This is a genomic window from Mucilaginibacter metallidurans (assembly GCF_003286435.2).
Classification (GTDB): domain Bacteria; phylum Bacteroidota; class Bacteroidia; order Sphingobacteriales; family Sphingobacteriaceae; genus Mucilaginibacter; species Mucilaginibacter gossypii.
On record NZ_CP043449.1, the window covers coordinates 7381853 to 7398529 of the forward strand.

Here is a 16677-nt window from a genome sequence, read left to right on the forward strand (position 1 = left end):
CACTTGACAATCTCCTGATAATCCTCCATTACAATTTTAACCCAGGTTAAAATTTCATGCGATTGACAACGGTACTTTTGTTCTGTCGGAAGACACAACAACAAAAAACAAAATCATGAAACGTACAGCAAATGCACATTGGAACGGCACCTTACAGGATGGTAAGGGCGAGATCACTACTCAAAGCACCGTATTAAATAAAACACAATATTCTTTCAAAACCCGTTTTGCCGAGGGCGTAGGTACCAATCCTGAAGAACTGATTGCAGCGGCCCACGCCGGTTGTTTTACCATGGCGACGGGCGCAGCATTAACACAGGCCGGTTATACCCCTGGCGATCTGACTACCGACGCCATTCTTGACCTGGATATGCAGGCATTAAGTATAACAGCTATAGCTTTAAACCTGAAAGCCACCGCTATTGAAGGTGTCAGTGAGCAACGGTTTAGAGAAATTGCTGAAGGTGCAAAAGCAAATTGCATCATCTCCAAAGCTTTGAATGTGCCTATTTCACTGGATGTAATTTACGCTTAAGTAAATTTTGCTTGGGTATGCTATTCAGAGGACCGGTGAAGCCGGTCCTTTGTTTTTATGATGGATGCCGTCATTTTTAATACCCTTCACTGATTGAGATTAGGAATAATACAAATTTCACCGCTACTTCTTAATTTACATTTATCTGCTTTCGGCTCAACAAAATAGACTACCCAACCCAATTCAATTCCCTCATCCATTCCTGCCTATAATACCTTATATTAGTATAGGTTTTCATACCTGCCAATTATAGTCCTCATTTAAAAAAGTCGAACATGAAAAAGGCATCGCTGTTATTTGTGTTCCCTGTGGTGTTGTTTGCTACCTATTTGTTTGCGTTCCAGGGAAAAAAATTTAAAGTATCGGGCAAAACAAAACCGGTAGTTCCGGTAATGTGCGGATCGGGTGTAGTTCAGGATGCAGATACAGCGGGGAATGGCAAATTTATACAGCGCTTACCCGGCTGGGGGCATCACAGCTATGCCATTGCTGCCCGTAATGACAGCGCCCGGTTTTACTTTAACCAGGGCTTAACCATGTATTACAGCTATCACATGAAGGAAGCATTCGCGTCGTTTAAAGAAGCGTCGCGTTTTGACCCCTCGGCCGCTATGACTTACTGGGGGCAGGCTTTAAGCCTGGGCCCTTACTATAACGCCGGCGGACCTTATGTTGCTCCTGCCGGTTTGCCTGCTGTTTTGAAACAAATGAACGCCGTTGCCGGCAGCGCCCCCGAAAAGGAAAAAGCCTTGATAGCGGCGATGAACCTTCGTTACCCGCAGGGGGGCACCAACGCAAGCGATAATGAAGCTTATGCACAGGATCTGAAGAAGCTGATGCTCGCCTACCCAACCGATGCCGACCTTAAAATGCTGTATATCGACGCGGTAATGCTCATTCACCCCTGGGATTTTTGGGCGCCCGACGGTACCGATAAACCCTGGACAGCCGAACTGGTTACCTTGTGCAAAGGCGTTTTAAATACCAATCCGGAGCACCCGGCGGCGCTGCATTATTATATCCACTTAACCGAGGCTTCGCGTAACCCCGGCGCCGCGCTGGCCAATGCCGGGGCTTTAAAAAGGTTGTTCCCCGGTATCGGGCATATGGTACATATGGCCAGTCATGTTTATCAGCGCAATGGTTTATATTTTCAGGGCGTTGACGTTAATGAAAAAGCAGCAAAATGTATTGTTACTTATGCCGCCCTGGCGCCCAATTTAAAGCTCACAAAAATAAACTCTCATTTTTACGCTGTCGAAACACTTTGTGCCTTTAACGGGGCAATGTACGAGCGGGGGATGGAAGCGGCCCAACGCTGCCGCAATGCGGTAAAACCTTCGGCAGGTGATACTTATTCGCAATACCTGTACATGATGCCCGTATTTACCATGATGCGCCTTGGCAAATGGCACGAACTGCTGAAAGACAGCGTTGGCCCCAATGGCGACTGGGCCTATGCGCGGGTGTTATACCATTTTGCCCGCGGAATGGCATTTCTATATACGGGCGGGCAGGATTCGGCCGTGGCCCAGCTTGCTTTATTGCGTGGCAGGCTTGATGACGCGTCTTTAAAACAGCGGCATATTCCTTTTAATATCGCGCTGGATGGCGCCACCGTTGCTGAAAATATATTGGATGGTGCTATTTTGCTTGGCCGCAATAAGTTTGATGATGGTATGGCGGCATTAAAAAAAGCAGTGCAGACAGAAGATAACATGATTTATTCAGAACCGGCCGAGTGGCCTATCCCGGCAAGGCAGTTTCTGGGGGCTTACCTGCTCAAAACCGATTATAACCCGCAGGCCGAAAAAGTTTTCCGCGAAGACCTGGAACGTAACCCGGGTAACGGCTGGTCGATGCTGGGCATGTACCAAAGTTTAAAGGCGCAAAACCGTACCGAAAAGTTGCCTTATTACAAGGCGGGCTTCACGCGCTCGTTTTCGCATGCTGATGAGGTGCCCGTAAGTTCGGTGGTTATGAATTAGGGCAATGTTCGGGGCGACAGGTGCGGTGCCGGTTTTTGTTGGTTAGCTTTCGGGGAAAAATCTAAATACTTTTGTAGTTTAGGCTCAAATCTAAAAGCCTTAACCCGGAATGTAAGTGAACAGATACCTAACCCAAAGATTTGTTTTATACGCCCTTTTTATAATTGCAATAGTATTAGCGGGGATTCAATTTTTAAGCGACCGGGGCGTATGGCTTGATGAAGCTGTATTAACCCTTAATTTAATACACCGTAATACTGTTGGTCTGTTCCGGCCTCTTGATTATAATGGGGTTGCGCCTGTGTTGTTCCTGCTTATTCAAAAAGCATTTATATCGCTGGTGCCCAAATCAGATTATGCGCTTAAGGTATTTCCGCTTATTTGCTATTTGGCGTTCCTGCCCCTGTTTGCCCGGATACTAAGCAGGCTTTTCAAAAGCATTTACAGCATTATTTTAGGATTGAGCTTGGTTGTTTTTAATCAAACTATAATTTATTACTCAAGCGAGGCCAAGCAGTATATTGTCGATCTTCTGGTAATTACCATATTCTATTATCTGTTGATTCAAGAGAAGGCATTAAAGGGGTTTTACTATAAGCTTTTGGTACTGGGCTTAATCTGCATATATCTCTCCAACATCACACCAATTATCCTGCTTACGGTTGATGTATACCTGTTTTATAAATCAAGATCGGAAAATAGGCCCCTGGGCAGGCATTTTATAATCACCAATTTGTGTTGGGGTGTTTTCTTTGCTTTATATTATTTTGTGTTTATCTACAGCCATCCAACACAACATAAAATGGTTGGGTACTGGTCAAACGCGGGTGCTTTTATGCCCTTTGATTCGTCGTTTTGGGGCTGGATAGCAGGTCGTTTTCACGGCATTTTTTATTTTCTTTTTTACTTCGGGCAACTTATCGGGAGCTGTATTATGGCACTATTCGGTCTGGGTGTCATACTGTTGGTTAGGTACAGAAGATACGATCTCATGATATTAACATTACTGCCGGTTTGCGTCCATCTTGCTTTATCCGGGCTTAAATTATACCCATTCGAAACCCGCTTATATTTGTACTTAACCCCCGGCCTGGTCATTACGTGCGTATTTAGCTATGAGTTTTTAACCACCGGGCTATCTCATCTGAGATTTGGAAAAGTTATCGGTTTTATCTTTTTACTGCTTCCTGCATTAATGGCAAGGGTTGTACTTATACACCAACCGCCTTACACGCAGCATGATGATATTAAAAGGGGGATTGAAACCATCAATAAAAAATTTGAAAAAGGCGATGCCCTTTATACCGGCAACTTAACAGGCTTGCCGGTAAAATACTATAAAGATTTAGGTGTTATAGATGGGCGGTTCGATGTAATCTATAAGGATAGCCTTTTAAATACGAGCTGTCCCAATGCCGTTAAGCGTTTGTGGGTACTTACATATTCCGTTGAAGATCAACCCCAGGAACTTTCTGAACTATTGAAAAGCAGGCAATTAATAAAAAAAGACAGTTTTGAAACCCGGGGCGGCGTACGCTTTAGCTTGTTTTCGCAAGGTAATGCACTTGTTCAAAAAAAACAGTTGCGATAAAATAGAACTGAATATTTATAAAAGCTTTAATAGAGACAGCAGGAAGATTTCATTTTTCGGAATGCTGGCTTATGGTTCAAGTGTCCGCCTGTTGACTTGTTTGCATTTAATATTGCTGCTCAGATAATCAATTATAGCGTTGCTATTAATCAAATATCCCATTTTTTACGGCTTTGTTTAATGTGTTCCTGGAGTTTCTCAGCATCAGCGATTGGTAATTTGCCAGCAAATTTATCTGATAACTTTATTTTAGGAGAGGAAGTGTTTTTGAGAACTTTGATCAAATGCAACTTTTCAAGCTCCCTGAGCAGGTTATATGCGTTTTGATTAGTTACTTCTATAAGTAAAGTATCCATTATCTGAAGTTTAAATTCAAATTTATGAAATTCCAATCATTAAATTTAAGCCCTGATCATTAGGGTGGCAATTATTGTAGTTGGCATAGCGGCTATGGGCTATAGTAACCTTCCCCTTAATCCCCCCAATCTTTAAAAATTTCCCCGGCCCATCTTCAGTTTTACGCCGTCAACCGGGTGATGTTGTAACATACCTTCCAAAATGGCTGCGAAAAGTCAAAAAATCAAACCGGCTAATGCTTAGCCAAATACCTTTCAAACATATGTTAAAACGCGGATGCAAAAATTATAAAAAAATAACTTACTAACTATTTGATAATTAATACAAAGTTTCTATCTTTGCCGTCCCTTTCGGGGGAGAAATATGCCTTGAACGAAGCCCTACTGCTTCGATGGGCACAAAAACAATTAAAAAAATGTCAGGAATTATTGGTAAAAAAGTAGGAATGACCAGCATTTTCGACGAAACAGGGAAAAACATTCCCTGCACAGTAATCGAAGCTGGCCCTTGCGTGGTAACACAAGTTAAGTCTGTGGATACAGACGGATACGCTGCTGTTCAGTTAGCGTATGGCGACAAAAAGGAAAAAAACACTTCTGCCCCTCTAAAAGGACACTTCCAGAAAGCCGGTAGCGCTCCAAAGCGTAAACTGGTTGAATTCAAAACTTTCGAAGATCAAAAAGCATTAGGCGACACCGTTACTGTCGACATTTTTGCTGCGGGAGATTTTGTTGACGTGGTAGGTACCTCAAAAGGTAAGGGTTTTCAGGGTGTGGTAAAACGTCATGGTTTTGGCGGCGTGGGTATGCAAACTCACGGTCAGCACAACCGTTTACGTGCGCCAGGTTCTTTGGGTGCGTCATCATGGCCATCACGTGTATTTAAAGGTATGCGCATGGCAGGTCAAACCGGAAACGCCCGTGTTAAAATACAAAACCTTGAAGTAGTTAAGGTTTTCGCGGAGCAGAATCTGTTAGTAGTTAAAGGTTCCATCCCCGGAGCTAAGGGTTCATTCGTAATAGTGGATAAATAAGATGGAAGTTAACGTATTAAACGTATCAGGTAAAGAAACAGGTGCCAAGGTGCAGCTTCCTGAGTCGGTTTTCGGTATTGAGCCAAATGATCACGCTATCTATCTTGATGTTAAGCAATTTCTTGCTAACCAGCGTCAGGGTACACACAAATCAAAACAGCGTAATGAAATTGCAGGTTCAACCCGCAAATTATACAAACAAAAAGGTACAGGCGGTGCCCGTGCCGGTGGTATTAAATCACCATTATTTAACGGTGGTGGCCGTGTATTCGGCCCGCAGCCACGCGATTATAGCTTCAAATTAAACAAAAAGCTTAAATCACTGGCCCGTAAATCAGCTTTATCATACAAAGCAAAAGATAACAATATTTTAGTGTTAGAGGATTTTAGCTTTGATAGCATCAAAACTAAAAACTACATTAAGCTTGAGGCCGATCTGAATGTTACTAATGAAAAAACATTATTAGTAGTAGCATCTGCCGAAAATAACAATGTGTATTTATCAAGCAGGAACCTGAAGAAAAGCAAAGTAATTTCAGTTGAGCAGCTTAACACTTATGATGTGTTAAACGCAGGCAAGCTGTTGTTAACTACAGGTGCTGTTAAAACTTTGGAGGAAGCATTAGCTAAGTAATTATGGAAATTTTAAAACAACCCCTACTTACTGAAAAAGTTACTCAGTTAACTGACAAGCTTAACCGTTATGCTTTCAAAGTTGATCACAGGGCTAACAAAATTCAGATCAAGAGTGCCATTGAGGCAATGTACGGTGTAAACGTTACGGCGGTAAACACCATGAAATACGTCGGCAAACTTAAAACTCGCAATACTAAGGCAGGCGCCGTTCAGGGCCGTTCAGCTACTTACAAAAAAGCGATCATTACGTTGAAGGACGGAGAAGTAATTGATTTTTACAGCAATATATAATTATAGAAATGGCAGTAAAGAGATTTAAACCGGTTACCCCGGGTACCCGCTTCAGAGTTGATGTATCTAATTCAGATATCACAACAAACGTTCCTGAAAAATCGTTGGTTGTAGCATCAAACAAAAGATCGGGCGGTCGTAACAACAGCGGTAAAATGACTATGCGCTACTTAGGTGGTGGTCATAAACAAGCATACAGGTTAATTGATTTTAAACGTAATAAGTTTGATATCCCGGCAAAAGTTGCAACTATCGAGTACGATCCTAACCGTTCGGCACGTATAGCCCTGCTACACTTTGCTGATGGCGAGAAAAGGTACATGATTGCTCCGGAAGGCTTAACAGTTGGTACAATTGTAACAGCAGGCGAAACAGCAGCTCCCGAAGTAGGTAATACCTTACCATTAAAGAATATCCCTCTTGGTTCGATCATTCACAACATTGAGTTAAACCCTGGCCAGGGTGGTGTAATTGCCCGCAGCGCCGGTACTTACGCTCAATTATCAGCACGTGATGGCAAATATGCTATCATCAAATTGCCTTCAGGCGAAACCCGCATGATCCTGTCAACTTGTTTGGCAACTATCGGTACCGTTTCAAATGGCGAAAGAGCAAACGCTGTGTTGGGTAAAGCCGGCCGCAAACGCTGGTTAGGCCGCAGGCCAAGGGTACGTGGTGTAGCTATGAACCCGGTAGATCACCCTATGGGTGGTGGTGAAGGCCGTGCCTCAGGTGGTCACCCACGTTCACGTAAAGGTTTATTGGCTAAAGGCTACAAAACCCGTGACAAGAAGAAAACATCGGATCGTTACATCATTGAAAGAAGGAAGAAATAATGGCTCGTTCAATAAAAAAAGGACCTTACATCGATCATAACTTAGATAAGAAAGTTATGGTACTGAATGATGCAAATAAAAAATCAGTTGTAAAAACATGGTCACGTCGTTCCATGATCTCTCCTGATTTCGTTGGTCATACATTCGCAGTACACAACGGTAACAAGTTTATCCCTGTGTACGTAACAGAAAACATGGTTGGACACAAGCTGGGAGAGTTTGCCCCAACCCGTACATTCCGCGGACACGCAGAAAAGAAAAAATAACAGGCAATGGAAGCAACAACAAAAATTAAAAAGTCTGTACTGATCAGGCAACAAAAAGAAGCTGCGAAAGCTCTTGTAGGCGGCGCTTCTGTTGCTAAGTTACAGGACTGCCCAACTTCACCACGCAAAATGCGTTTGGTGGTTGACTTGATCCGCGGTGAAAACGTTGAGAAAGCGTTATACATATTGAAATTTACTAACAAAGAAGCTGCTATTCGTGTAGAGAAACTTTTGTTATCAGCTATCAAAAACTGGGAAGCAAAAAACGAAGGCAAACGTGTTGAAGACAGCAACCTTTTTGTTAAGGAAGTATCTGTAGGCGGTGGCCGTCAGTTAAAAAGGTTACGTCCTGCTCCGCAAGGAAGGGGATACCGTATCCGCAAACGCTCAAACCACGTAACACTTGTTGTGGATAGTAAAAACGAAAACAATTAATTTGAAATGGGACAGAAAGCACATCCAATAGGTAACAGGTTAGGAATCATCAGAGGTTGGGATTCTAACTGGTTCGGTGGCAACAACTACTCCGATAAATTAGTTGAAGACGAAAAAATCCGCAAATACCTTTCAGCTCGTATTGCTAAAGGTGGTGTATCTAAAGTAGTTATCGAGCGTACTTTAAAACGCATTACCGTAACTATCCACACTGCCCGTCCGGGTATTGTGATCGGTAAAGGCGGTCAGGAAGTTGACAAGATCAAAGAAGAGTTGAAAAAACTTACTAAAAAAGAAGTTCAGATCAATATTTTCGAGATCAAACGTCCTGAGCTTGATGCACAATTAGTAGCAGAAGGCATTGCAAAACAATTAGAAGCACGTATCTCTTTCCGTCGTGCCATGAAAACCACAATCGCTGCAACCATGCGTATGGGTGCCGAAGGTATCAAGGTAATGACTTCAGGCCGTTTAGGTGGCGCTGAGATGGCACGTAGCGAGCAATATAAAGAAGGCAGGATTCCTTTGCACACTTTCCGTGCTGACATTGACTACGCATTGGCAGAAGCATTAACTACCTATGGTAAAATAGGTGTTAAAGTTTGGATCTGTAAAGGCGAGGTTTATGGCAAACGCGATCTTTCTCCAAACATTGGCGGTACCAGCAGCGCAAGCGGCAAAGGTGGCAGGCCAGAGGGCGGTGCACCAGGCTTTGGTGGCCGTGGTAACGAAAGAGGCGGCGAGCGCGGCGGTGAGCGTCGTGGCGACAGGAAACCAGGTGGCGATCGTCGTGGCGGTGGTAACCGTCCGGGCGGACAAGGTGGAAACCGTCCGGGTGGACAAGGTGGAAACCGTCCGGGTGGCCCAGGTAAGAGATAATAATTAAAGTACAAGACAAATATCGAATAACGATATAAAAGCTTAAGAAAATGCTACAGCCAAAAAGAACGAAGTTCAGAAAGATGCAAAAAGGCAGGATGAAAGGTTTAGCCACCCGTGGTGCTGAACTTTCATTCGGATCTTTTGGTGTTAAATCACTCGAAGCGGCATGGATCACCAGCCGTCAGATCGAGGCTGCACGTATCGCTGTAACACGTTTTATGAAACGTGAAGGACAGGTTTGGATCAGGATATTTCCTGACAAACCTGTAACCAAGAAACCTGCAGAGGTACGTATGGGTAAAGGTAAAGGTGCTCCTGAATACTGGGTTGCGGTAGTACGCCCCGGAAGGATCATTTTTGAAGCCGAAGGCGTGCCTTTGGAAGTTGCTAAAGAGGCTTTACGCCTTGCAGCACAGAAATTACCGGTGCAAACTAAATTTATTGTACGTAGGGATTACGTAGAAGCATAAATTGAGGAGTTAGTTGAAGAGTTGTAAAGTTTTAATGTTGTGAAGTTAGATGCCGAATTTCACCATTCAAATAAAAACAATACAACGTTTAAACTTACCAACAGACAACAAATAACAAAGAAAAATGAAGAACTCAGAAATTTTGGGCCTATCAACTGAAGAGATTGTTGCTAAGATCAGCGAGGAAAGGGCTACCCTAACCAAATTGAAATTCGCTCATGCAGTTTCAGCTATTGAGAACCCGTCCCGTATAACCAAAGTACGCAAAGGAATTGCTCAGTTAAATACTGAATTAACAAAACGTAAAGCGGCGGCCGCTTCTGAAAAGAATTAATTTTTTAAACATTAGTAAAAATGGAAAGAAATTTAAGAAAAACACGTACCGGCCTTGTAGTAAGCAATAAGATGGAAAAATCTATTGTTGTGGCCGTTGAGCGTAAGGTGAAACACCCTATCTATGGTAAATTCGTAAAGAAAACTACCAAATTCAAGGCTCATGATGAAAACAATACCTGTGGCGTAGGCGATACAGTATTGATCATGGAAACCCGCCCGCTGAGCAAAACCAAAAACTGGCGATTAGTTGAAATTTTAGAAAGGGCTAAATAAGATGGTACAACAGGAATCAAGATTAACAGTAGCCGACAATAGCGGCGCTAAAGAAGTTTTAGTGATCCGTGTATTGGGTGGTACCGGTAAAAGGTATGCATCAATCGGCGATAAAATTGTGGTTACCGTAAAAAGCGCTTTACCATCAGGTAACGTGAAAAAAGGTACCGTATCAAAAGCCGTAGTTGTGCGTACTAAAAAAGAGATCCGCAGAAAAGACGGTTCATATATCCGTTTCGACGATAACGCAGCTGTGTTGTTAAACAACCAGGATGAGCCGAGAGGTACACGTATCTTCGGCCCTGTTGCAAGGGAACTGCGCGAGAAACAATTTATGAAAATTGTATCATTAGCACCGGAGGTATTGTAACATGGAAAAGAAAGTAAAATTAAAGATCCGTAAAGGCGACCTGGTTAAAGTTATCGCCGGCGATTCAAAAGGATCACAAGGCAAAATCGTTGAGGTTTTGGTAGATAAGAACAGGGCTATTGTTGAAGGTGCCAATATGGTATCAAAACATACTAAACCTAATGCTGCTAACCCTAACGGCGGAATTGTTAAACAAGAAGCTGCTATACATATTTCAAACCTAATGCTGGTTGATCCTAAAACAGGTAATACAACCCGTGTTGGCCGTCAAAAAAATGACGCCGGCAAATTAGTAAGGGTAGCAAAAAAATCAGGGGAGGAAATTAAGTAATGACTTACGTACCAAGATTAAAATCAAAATACAAGGACGAAATCCGCACCGCACTGAAAGATAAATTTCAGTACAAAAGCGTAATGCAGGTTCCTAAATTGGAGAAAATTGCCATTAACCAGGGTGTAGGTGGTGCAACTACCGACAAGAAATTGATCGAAAACACCATCACCGAGTTAACTACCATCACTGGTCAGCAGGCAGTATCTTCAAAATCTAAAAAAGATATCTCAAACTTTAAATTGCGTAAAAATATGCCGGTTGGCGTACGTGTTACCCTGCGTGACAACACAATGTACGAGTTTTTGGATCGTTTAATCGCTGTAGCCCTGCCACGTATCCGTGACTTCAAAGGCATCAACGATAAAGGTTTTGATGGCCGCGGCAACTATACATTAGGTATTACTGAGCAAATTATCTTCCCTGAGATAAATATTGACAAAATCAATAAAATCCAAGGTATGGATATTACCTTTGTAACCTCCGCAACAAACGATGTTGAAGCATTGGAGTTGTTGAAACAATTTGGTTTACCATTTAAAAATCAAAATAGCAATGGCTAAAGAAGGTGTAAAAGCACGTGAAGTAAAGCGCGCAAAATTAGTAGCTAAATACGCTGAAAAAAGAGCTGCTTTAAAAGAAGCTGGCGATTACGCTGCTTTAGATAAATTACCAAAAGCATCATCACCGGTAAAACTGCACAACCGTTGCAAATTAACCGGCCGCCCTCGTGGTTATATGCGTCAGTTTGGCATCTCACGTGTTACATTCCGTGAAATGGCTCTTGAAGGCAAGATTCCGGGAGTAAAAAAAGCAAGCTGGTAAGCAAAAGCTGAAAGCAAAAGGCGAAAAGCGTAAGGCATAAAAGCTTTAGGCTTTTTGCTTTATGCATTGAGCTTAAAATAAATGAATTAACCGATGGAAGGTCGCCCGGGATGTTACCGGAAGGAAACCACCGTCATAACACAATAAAATGAATACAGATCCAATCGCAGATTATCTTACAAGAGTAAGGAATGCTATTAAAGCCAACCACCGGGTTGTTGAAATTCCTGCATCAAATCTGAAGAAGGAAATCACTAAGGTGCTTTTCGACAAAGGTTACATTGCAAATTATAAGTTTGAGGATAATGGTCCTCAGGGCACTATCAAAGTTGCTTTGAAATACCACCCGATAACTAAAATTTCTGCTATCCGCAGCATTTCGCGCATCAGCAAACCAGGTTTGAGGAAATACGCAGGTATGGAAAACATGCCACGTGTATTAAATGGTTTAGGTATCGCCATCCTGTCAACTTCTAAAGGCGTTATGTCTGATAAAGAAGCTCGTCAGCAAAATGTTGGTGGTGAGGTTTTATGCTACGTTTATTAACAGAAGAAATTTAAGCAATGTCAAGAGTAGGAAAAGCACCGATAGCACTGCCACAGGGAGTAACCGTTACAGTTTCAGCAGATAATGTTGTTACCGTAAAAGGTCCTAAAGGCCAGTTGCAACAGGCAATTGATAGCGATATCACTATTGCACAGGAAGACGGTCAGTTACTGGTTCAACGCCCGTCTGATCAGAAACGTCATAAAGCGTTACATGGTTTATACCGCGCGCTTTTAAATAACATGGTAATTGGTGTAACCGAAGGTTACAAAGTAACCCAGGAATTAGTGGGTGTAGGTTACCGTGCCACCAATACCGGTAATACATTAGATTTAGTGTTGGGTTTCTCTCACCACTATGTATTTGAATTACCTCAAGAAATTAAAGTTACAACCACTGCTGATAAGGGTAAAAACCCAACCATCATCCTTGAATCAATTGACAAACAGTTAATTGGCCAGGTAGCAGCTAAAATCCGTTCATTACGTGCACCAGAGCCTTACAAAGGTAAAGGTATCAAGTTCCAGGGCGAGATTTTGAGAAGAAAAGCAGGTAAATCAGCATCTAAAAAATAATCGTCATGGGAGCTAAACTATCAAGAAGAGACAGGATTAAAAAAGGCATCAGGAAACGCCTTTCAGGGTCAACAGAACGTCCCCGCCTGTCAGTATTTAGAAGTAATAAAGGTATTTATGCGCAGATCATTGACGATGTAACCGGTAAAACTTTAGTTTCAGCATCATCTTTATCAAAAGATTTTGCCGCTGAAGGTACAAAATCAGATCAATCAGTAGCTGTTGGTAAATTAGTAGCTTCAAAAGCTATCGCTGCAGGTATTAAAGATGTGGTTTTCGACAGGAACGGTTACCTGTACCATGGCCGTGTTAAGTCATTGGCCGAAGGTGCACGTGAAGGTGGTTTAAACTTTTAATCGAAAAGAGAAATGTCAACAATCAACATAAAAAGAGTAAAAACAAGCGAGATCGAATTAAAAGACCGCTTGGTAAGCATACAGCGTGTTGCCAAAGTAACCAAAGGCGGCCGTACTTTCAGCTTCTCTGCTATTGTAGTAGTAGGTGATGAAAACGGTGTTGTAGGTTACGGTTTAGGTAAAGCTAAAGAGGTAACTGAGGCTATTGCTAAAGGCATTGATGATGCTAAAAAGAACCTGGTAAAAGTTCCAATCATTAACGGAACTGTACCTCATGAGCAAATTGGTAAATTTAGCGGTGGTTTTGTTTTCATTAAACCAGCTGCTAACGGTACCGGTGTAATTGCAGGTGGTGCTATGCGTGCCGTATTAGAGTCGGCAGGTGTACACAACGTATTGGCAAAATCAAAAGGTTCATCAAACCCGCACAACGTGGTAAAAGCAACCGTATCGGCATTAGCCCAATTACGTGATGCAAATACAGTAGCACAACAGCGCGGAATTAGTTTAGGTAAAGTATTTAACGGATAATCAGTCATGGCTAAGATCAAAATAACACAGATTAAGAGCGTGATCGACAGAACGGAACGCCAGAAAAAAACAATCGAGGCTTTAGGCTTGCGTAAAATTAACCACAGTGTGGAAGTTGAGGCTACACCTGCTATAGTTGGGATGGTTAGGAAAGTGAACCACCTGGTAGCGGTTGAAAATATTTAATATCATGAATTTAAGTAATTTAAAACCTGCAGAAGGTTCAACCAAAAATAGAAAAAGAATTGGCCGTGGTACAGGTTCTGGCCGTGGCGGTACGTCAACCCGTGGCCACAAAGGCGCCGGTTCACGTTCAGGTACCAGCACCAAGGTAGGCTTTGAAGGCGGTCAGATGCCTTTACAGCGCCGTGTGCCTAAAGTGGGCTTTAAAAACCCTAACCGTGTTGAGTACACAGGTGTAAACCTTGACGTACTTCAGGAATTAGTAACAAAGTTTTCGCTTACTGCTGTTGATTTTGATACTTTGAAAGAGCACGGTTTGGTATCACGTAACGACCTGGTTAAGATCCTGGGCCGTGGTGAGCTTACTGCCAAATTAGAAGTTAAAGCACATGCATTTACTGCTACAGCTCAAAAAGCTATTGAAGCTGCAGGTGGTACCATAGTTAAGTTATAATTTCGATGAAGAAATTTTTCACCACATTATCCAATATCTGGAAAATCGAAGATTTGAGAGTGCGTATTACTAACACACTCTTATTTCTTTTAATATATCGTGTAGGCTCATTCGTGGTTTTACCTGGCGTTAACGCCGCGGTAGCATCAACCCAAAAAGCAGAAGGATTAGTAGGATTGCTGAATATGTTTGCAGGAGGATCGTTTTCACGTTCCTCTATTTTTGCGTTAGGTGTTATGCCTTACATTTCGGCTTCAATTGTGGTGCAACTGCTGGGTATTGCCGTTCCGTATTTTACCAAATTGCAAAAAGAAGGTGAAAGCGGTCGCAACAAGCTTAACCAATGGACCCGTTACCTGACAATAGGTATTACCTTTTTACAGGCTATAGGTTACCTTAAATCGCAGGTTGCTGCCGATGCAAGGACTATTGCCGATCCTTTTACCTTCATCTTCCTTAATACTTTTGTATTAACGGCAGGTACGTTATTTGTAATGTGGTTAGGCGAAAAGATCACCGATAAAGGTATCGGTAATGGTATCTCACTCATCATCATGGTGGGTATCATAGCCCAATTACCAGGCGCTTTTGCAACCGAGTTTATTTCGCGTAATGGCGGTGCCGGTGGTTTGATCGCTTTCATTGTGGAGATTGTAGGTCTTATTGGTGTGGTAATGTTTACTATACTGATAGTACAGGGAACACGTAAAATTTCGGTACAATACGCTAAACGTATTGTGGGGAACAAACAATATGGCGGTGTACGCCAGTATATACCTTTAAAGGTAAATGCTGCCGGTGTAATGCCAATCATATTTGCGCAGGCATTGATGTTTATCCCGCAAACTGTATCGCAGTTTTTCCCTAACGTATCATCAAACGGTATATTGATAGCTTTAGCTAACTATAACTCATGGGAGCATAACCTGTTGTTTGGGATCCTGATCATCCTGTTTACTTACTTCTATACCGCCATTACGGTTAACCCTAACCAAATGGCCGATGATATGAAGAAGAACGGTGGCTTTATCCCGGGCATCAAACCAGGCCGTACTACTGCCGAGTTTATTGATGGCGTTATCTCAAAGATCACTTTACCAGGATCAGTATTCCTGGCTATTATAGCAATCATCCCGGCATTGGCCAGTTTGGTTGGTGTATCTCCAATATTCGCAAGGTTCTTCGGCGGTACATCGCTGATCATCCTGGTGGGTGTTGTGCTGGATACATTGCAGCAAATAGAAAGTCACCTGTTGATGCGCCATTATGATGGTTTAATGAAAACCGGACGGATTAAGGGACGTACAGCTATGCCTGCCGCTGCCGGTACCAGTCCGACAGCGATTTAATAAGCAATGTCAAAAATCAATTATAAGTCTGTCGAAGAGATAGAACTCATAAGAGAAAGTTCTTTACTTGTTTCAAAAACACTCGGAGAAATAGCTAAGGTTATTGCTCCGGGTGTTAAAACAATTGAACTGGATAAGCTTGCCGAAACCTTTATACGGGACAACGGCGGTGTTCCTGCCTTTTTAAACTATCACGGATTTCCTTATTCACTGTGTATCTCCCTGAATGACCAGGTTGTACACGGCTTCCCCGGATCGCATGTTTTAACTGAAGGCGACCTGGTATCAGTTGATTGCGGCGTTGTTTTAAATAAATACTACGGCGACTCGGCTTATACCTTTGCCATTGGTGAGGTTAACGACCAGGTTAAAAAGCTGATGCGTGTAACGCAGGAATGCTTAAAGCTGGGTGTTGAAAAAGCGGTTGTAGGGATGCGTATAGGTGATATAGGATACGCGGTACAGGAGCATGCCGAAAAGAACGGCTTTGGTGTAGTAAAGGAACTTGTTGGCCATGGTGTGGGATTAAAACTGCACGAAAAACCCGAAGTACCTAACTATGGCAAACGCGGTGCCGGTATCAAACTGGAAGAAGGCATGGTGATAGCCATTGAGCCCATGATCAATGCCGGCCGTGCCGGTGTTAAGTTTTGGGATGATGGCTGGACAGTTTCAACATCTGACAAGAAACCTTCGGCACATTATGAGCATACTGTAGCGGTACGCAAAGGTACTCCAGACATTTTATCGACGTTTGATTACGTAGAAAATGTTTTAAAAGAAAAAAATAATAATTAAATAATTTTTTATTAATTTTGCATCCCGGTTTTAGGGCGGATAATTAAGTAATAATCAACAAAATATGGCTAAACAATCTTCGATTGAGCAAGACGGTACAATTAGAGAGGCATTGTCAAATGCAATGTTCAGAGTTGAACTTGAAAATGGTCATGAGATTATAGCGCACATATCGGGCAAAATGCGTATGCACTACATCAAAATTCTTCCTGGCGACAGGGTGAAACTGGAAATGAGTCCATATGATTTAACAAAGGGTAGAATAACCTATAGATATAAATAAAAAGATGAAAGTTAGAGCATCCATCAAAAAGCGCAGCGCTGATTGCAAGATCATTCGCCGTAACGGGAAACTTTACGTTATTAACAAAAAGAACCCGAAGTTTAAACAACGCCAGGGCTAAGAAAAAATTACTGAATTGGAGAATG

28 protein-coding genes are annotated in these 16677 nt (G+C 42.4%); 27 read left to right on the plus strand and 1 reads right to left on the minus strand.

The window, feature by feature from the left end; genetic code table 11:
* Positions 1-115 precede the first annotated feature (115 nt).
* From DIU38_RS31985 to DIU38_RS31995, 3 genes are all read left to right on the plus strand, one after another.
* Positions 116-535: an OsmC family protein gene (locus tag DIU38_RS31985; protein WP_112653525.1), complete on the plus strand. Its 420-nt coding sequence runs from the start codon at positions 116-118 to the stop codon at positions 533-535.
* 275 nt (positions 536-810) lie between these two features.
* Positions 811-2523 carry a hypothetical protein gene (locus tag DIU38_RS31990; RefSeq protein WP_112653526.1) on the plus strand — a complete coding sequence of 571 codons (1713 nt, stop codon included), beginning with the start codon at positions 811-813 and terminating at the stop codon, positions 2521-2523.
* Positions 2524-2638: 115 nt separating this feature from the next.
* On the plus strand, positions 2639-4114 hold the full coding sequence (locus tag DIU38_RS31995; RefSeq protein WP_112653527.1) for a hypothetical protein: 1476 nt from the start codon (positions 2639-2641) through the stop codon (positions 4112-4114).
* A 149-nt stretch (positions 4115-4263) separates the two neighbouring features.
* Here the strand turns inward: DIU38_RS31995 and DIU38_RS32000 are convergent, their stop codons facing one another.
* Complete coding sequence (locus DIU38_RS32000) at positions 4264-4470, minus strand: hypothetical protein (protein ID WP_129569165.1); 207 nt, start codon at positions 4468-4470, stop codon at positions 4264-4266.
* Between the two features lie 416 nt (positions 4471-4886).
* Between DIU38_RS32000 and rplC the strand changes: the two genes are divergently transcribed.
* From rplC to ykgO, 24 genes are all read left to right on the plus strand, one after another.
* The gene (gene rplC, locus DIU38_RS32005) at positions 4887-5504 is read left to right on the plus strand and encodes a 50S ribosomal protein L3 (protein ID WP_090529696.1); all 618 of its coding nucleotides are present in this window, start codon (positions 4887-4889) and stop codon (positions 5502-5504) included.
* A 1-nt stretch (position 5505) separates the two neighbouring features.
* Entirely contained in the window at positions 5506-6138 is a 633-nt protein-coding gene (gene rplD / locus DIU38_RS32010; RefSeq protein ID WP_090529285.1) for a 50S ribosomal protein L4, read from the plus strand.
* 2 nt (positions 6139-6140) lie between these two features.
* On the plus strand, positions 6141-6431 hold the full coding sequence (gene rplW / locus DIU38_RS32015) for a 50S ribosomal protein L23 (protein WP_090529282.1): 291 nt from the start codon (positions 6141-6143) through the stop codon (positions 6429-6431).
* 8 nt (positions 6432-6439) lie between these two features.
* Positions 6440-7267 (plus strand): 50S ribosomal protein L2, encoded by an 828-nt coding sequence (gene rplB, locus DIU38_RS32020; protein WP_090529279.1) that lies wholly within the window; start codon positions 6440-6442, stop codon positions 7265-7267.
* On the plus strand, positions 7267-7533 hold the full coding sequence (gene rpsS, locus DIU38_RS32025; protein ID WP_022832979.1) for a 30S ribosomal protein S19: 267 nt from the start codon (positions 7267-7269) through the stop codon (positions 7531-7533). Before rplB ends, rpsS begins: the two co-directional genes overlap by 1 nt.
* A gap of 6 nt (positions 7534-7539) precedes the next feature.
* The gene (gene rplV, locus DIU38_RS32030; protein ID WP_091165379.1) at positions 7540-7968 is read left to right on the plus strand and encodes a 50S ribosomal protein L22; all 429 of its coding nucleotides are present in this window, start codon (positions 7540-7542) and stop codon (positions 7966-7968) included.
* Between the two features lie 6 nt (positions 7969-7974).
* Entirely contained in the window at positions 7975-8847 is an 873-nt protein-coding gene (gene rpsC / locus DIU38_RS32035) for a 30S ribosomal protein S3 (protein ID WP_090529273.1), read from the plus strand.
* Positions 8848-8897: 50 nt separating this feature from the next.
* Entirely contained in the window at positions 8898-9320 is a 423-nt protein-coding gene (gene rplP / locus DIU38_RS32040) for a 50S ribosomal protein L16 (RefSeq protein WP_090529269.1), read from the plus strand.
* 124 nt (positions 9321-9444) lie between these two features.
* Positions 9445-9654: a 50S ribosomal protein L29 gene (gene rpmC, locus DIU38_RS32045; RefSeq protein WP_090529266.1), complete on the plus strand. Its 210-nt coding sequence runs from the start codon at positions 9445-9447 to the stop codon at positions 9652-9654.
* A gap of 20 nt (positions 9655-9674) precedes the next feature.
* On the plus strand, positions 9675-9929 hold the full coding sequence (rpsQ, locus tag DIU38_RS32050; RefSeq protein ID WP_090529263.1) for a 30S ribosomal protein S17: 255 nt from the start codon (positions 9675-9677) through the stop codon (positions 9927-9929).
* A 1-nt stretch (position 9930) separates the two neighbouring features.
* Positions 9931-10299, plus strand: a complete 369-nt coding sequence (gene rplN, locus DIU38_RS32055; RefSeq protein WP_090529260.1) for a 50S ribosomal protein L14 — start codon at positions 9931-9933, stop codon at positions 10297-10299.
* 1 nt (position 10300) lies between these two features.
* Complete coding sequence (gene rplX, locus DIU38_RS32060; RefSeq protein WP_090529257.1) at positions 10301-10630, plus strand: 50S ribosomal protein L24; 330 nt, start codon at positions 10301-10303, stop codon at positions 10628-10630.
* Positions 10630-11193: a 50S ribosomal protein L5 gene (rplE, locus tag DIU38_RS32065; RefSeq protein WP_090529254.1), complete on the plus strand. Its 564-nt coding sequence runs from the start codon at positions 10630-10632 to the stop codon at positions 11191-11193. Before rplX ends, rplE begins: the two co-directional genes overlap by 1 nt.
* The gene (gene rpsN, locus DIU38_RS32070) at positions 11186-11455 is read left to right on the plus strand and encodes a 30S ribosomal protein S14 (RefSeq protein WP_090529250.1); all 270 of its coding nucleotides are present in this window, start codon (positions 11186-11188) and stop codon (positions 11453-11455) included. Before rplE ends, rpsN begins: the two co-directional genes overlap by 8 nt.
* A 148-nt stretch (positions 11456-11603) precedes the next feature.
* The gene (gene rpsH, locus DIU38_RS32075; RefSeq protein WP_090529247.1) at positions 11604-12002 is read left to right on the plus strand and encodes a 30S ribosomal protein S8; all 399 of its coding nucleotides are present in this window, start codon (positions 11604-11606) and stop codon (positions 12000-12002) included.
* Positions 12003-12019: 17 nt separating this feature from the next.
* Positions 12020-12577: a 50S ribosomal protein L6 gene (gene rplF, locus DIU38_RS32080; protein ID WP_112653529.1), complete on the plus strand. Its 558-nt coding sequence runs from the start codon at positions 12020-12022 to the stop codon at positions 12575-12577.
* Between the two features lie 5 nt (positions 12578-12582).
* Positions 12583-12933 (plus strand): 50S ribosomal protein L18, encoded by a 351-nt coding sequence (gene rplR / locus DIU38_RS32085; protein ID WP_090529241.1) that lies wholly within the window; start codon positions 12583-12585, stop codon positions 12931-12933.
* Positions 12934-12945: 12 nt separating this feature from the next.
* Positions 12946-13464 carry a 30S ribosomal protein S5 gene (gene rpsE / locus DIU38_RS32090; RefSeq protein WP_090529238.1) on the plus strand — a complete coding sequence of 173 codons (519 nt, stop codon included), beginning with the start codon at positions 12946-12948 and terminating at the stop codon, positions 13462-13464.
* A 6-nt stretch (positions 13465-13470) separates the two neighbouring features.
* Positions 13471-13650, plus strand: a complete 180-nt coding sequence (gene rpmD / locus DIU38_RS32095) for a 50S ribosomal protein L30 (protein ID WP_022833274.1) — start codon at positions 13471-13473, stop codon at positions 13648-13650.
* A 4-nt stretch (positions 13651-13654) separates the two neighbouring features.
* The gene (gene rplO / locus DIU38_RS32100) at positions 13655-14101 is read left to right on the plus strand and encodes a 50S ribosomal protein L15 (protein WP_090529235.1); all 447 of its coding nucleotides are present in this window, start codon (positions 13655-13657) and stop codon (positions 14099-14101) included.
* Positions 14102-14106: 5 nt separating this feature from the next.
* Positions 14107-15450, plus strand: coding sequence for a preprotein translocase subunit SecY (secY, locus tag DIU38_RS32105; protein WP_112653530.1), 1344 nt, complete (start codon positions 14107-14109; stop codon positions 15448-15450).
* Positions 15451-15456: 6 nt separating this feature from the next.
* Positions 15457-16248 carry a type I methionyl aminopeptidase gene (gene map, locus DIU38_RS32110; RefSeq protein ID WP_112653531.1) on the plus strand — a complete coding sequence of 264 codons (792 nt, stop codon included), beginning with the start codon at positions 15457-15459 and terminating at the stop codon, positions 16246-16248.
* 64 nt (positions 16249-16312) lie between these two features.
* Positions 16313-16531, plus strand: a complete 219-nt coding sequence (gene infA / locus DIU38_RS32115; RefSeq protein WP_022833270.1) for a translation initiation factor IF-1 — start codon at positions 16313-16315, stop codon at positions 16529-16531.
* Between the two features lie 4 nt (positions 16532-16535).
* Positions 16536-16652, plus strand: coding sequence for a type B 50S ribosomal protein L36 (ykgO, locus tag DIU38_RS32120; protein ID WP_022833269.1), 117 nt, complete (start codon positions 16536-16538; stop codon positions 16650-16652).
* Positions 16653-16677 lie beyond the last annotated feature (25 nt).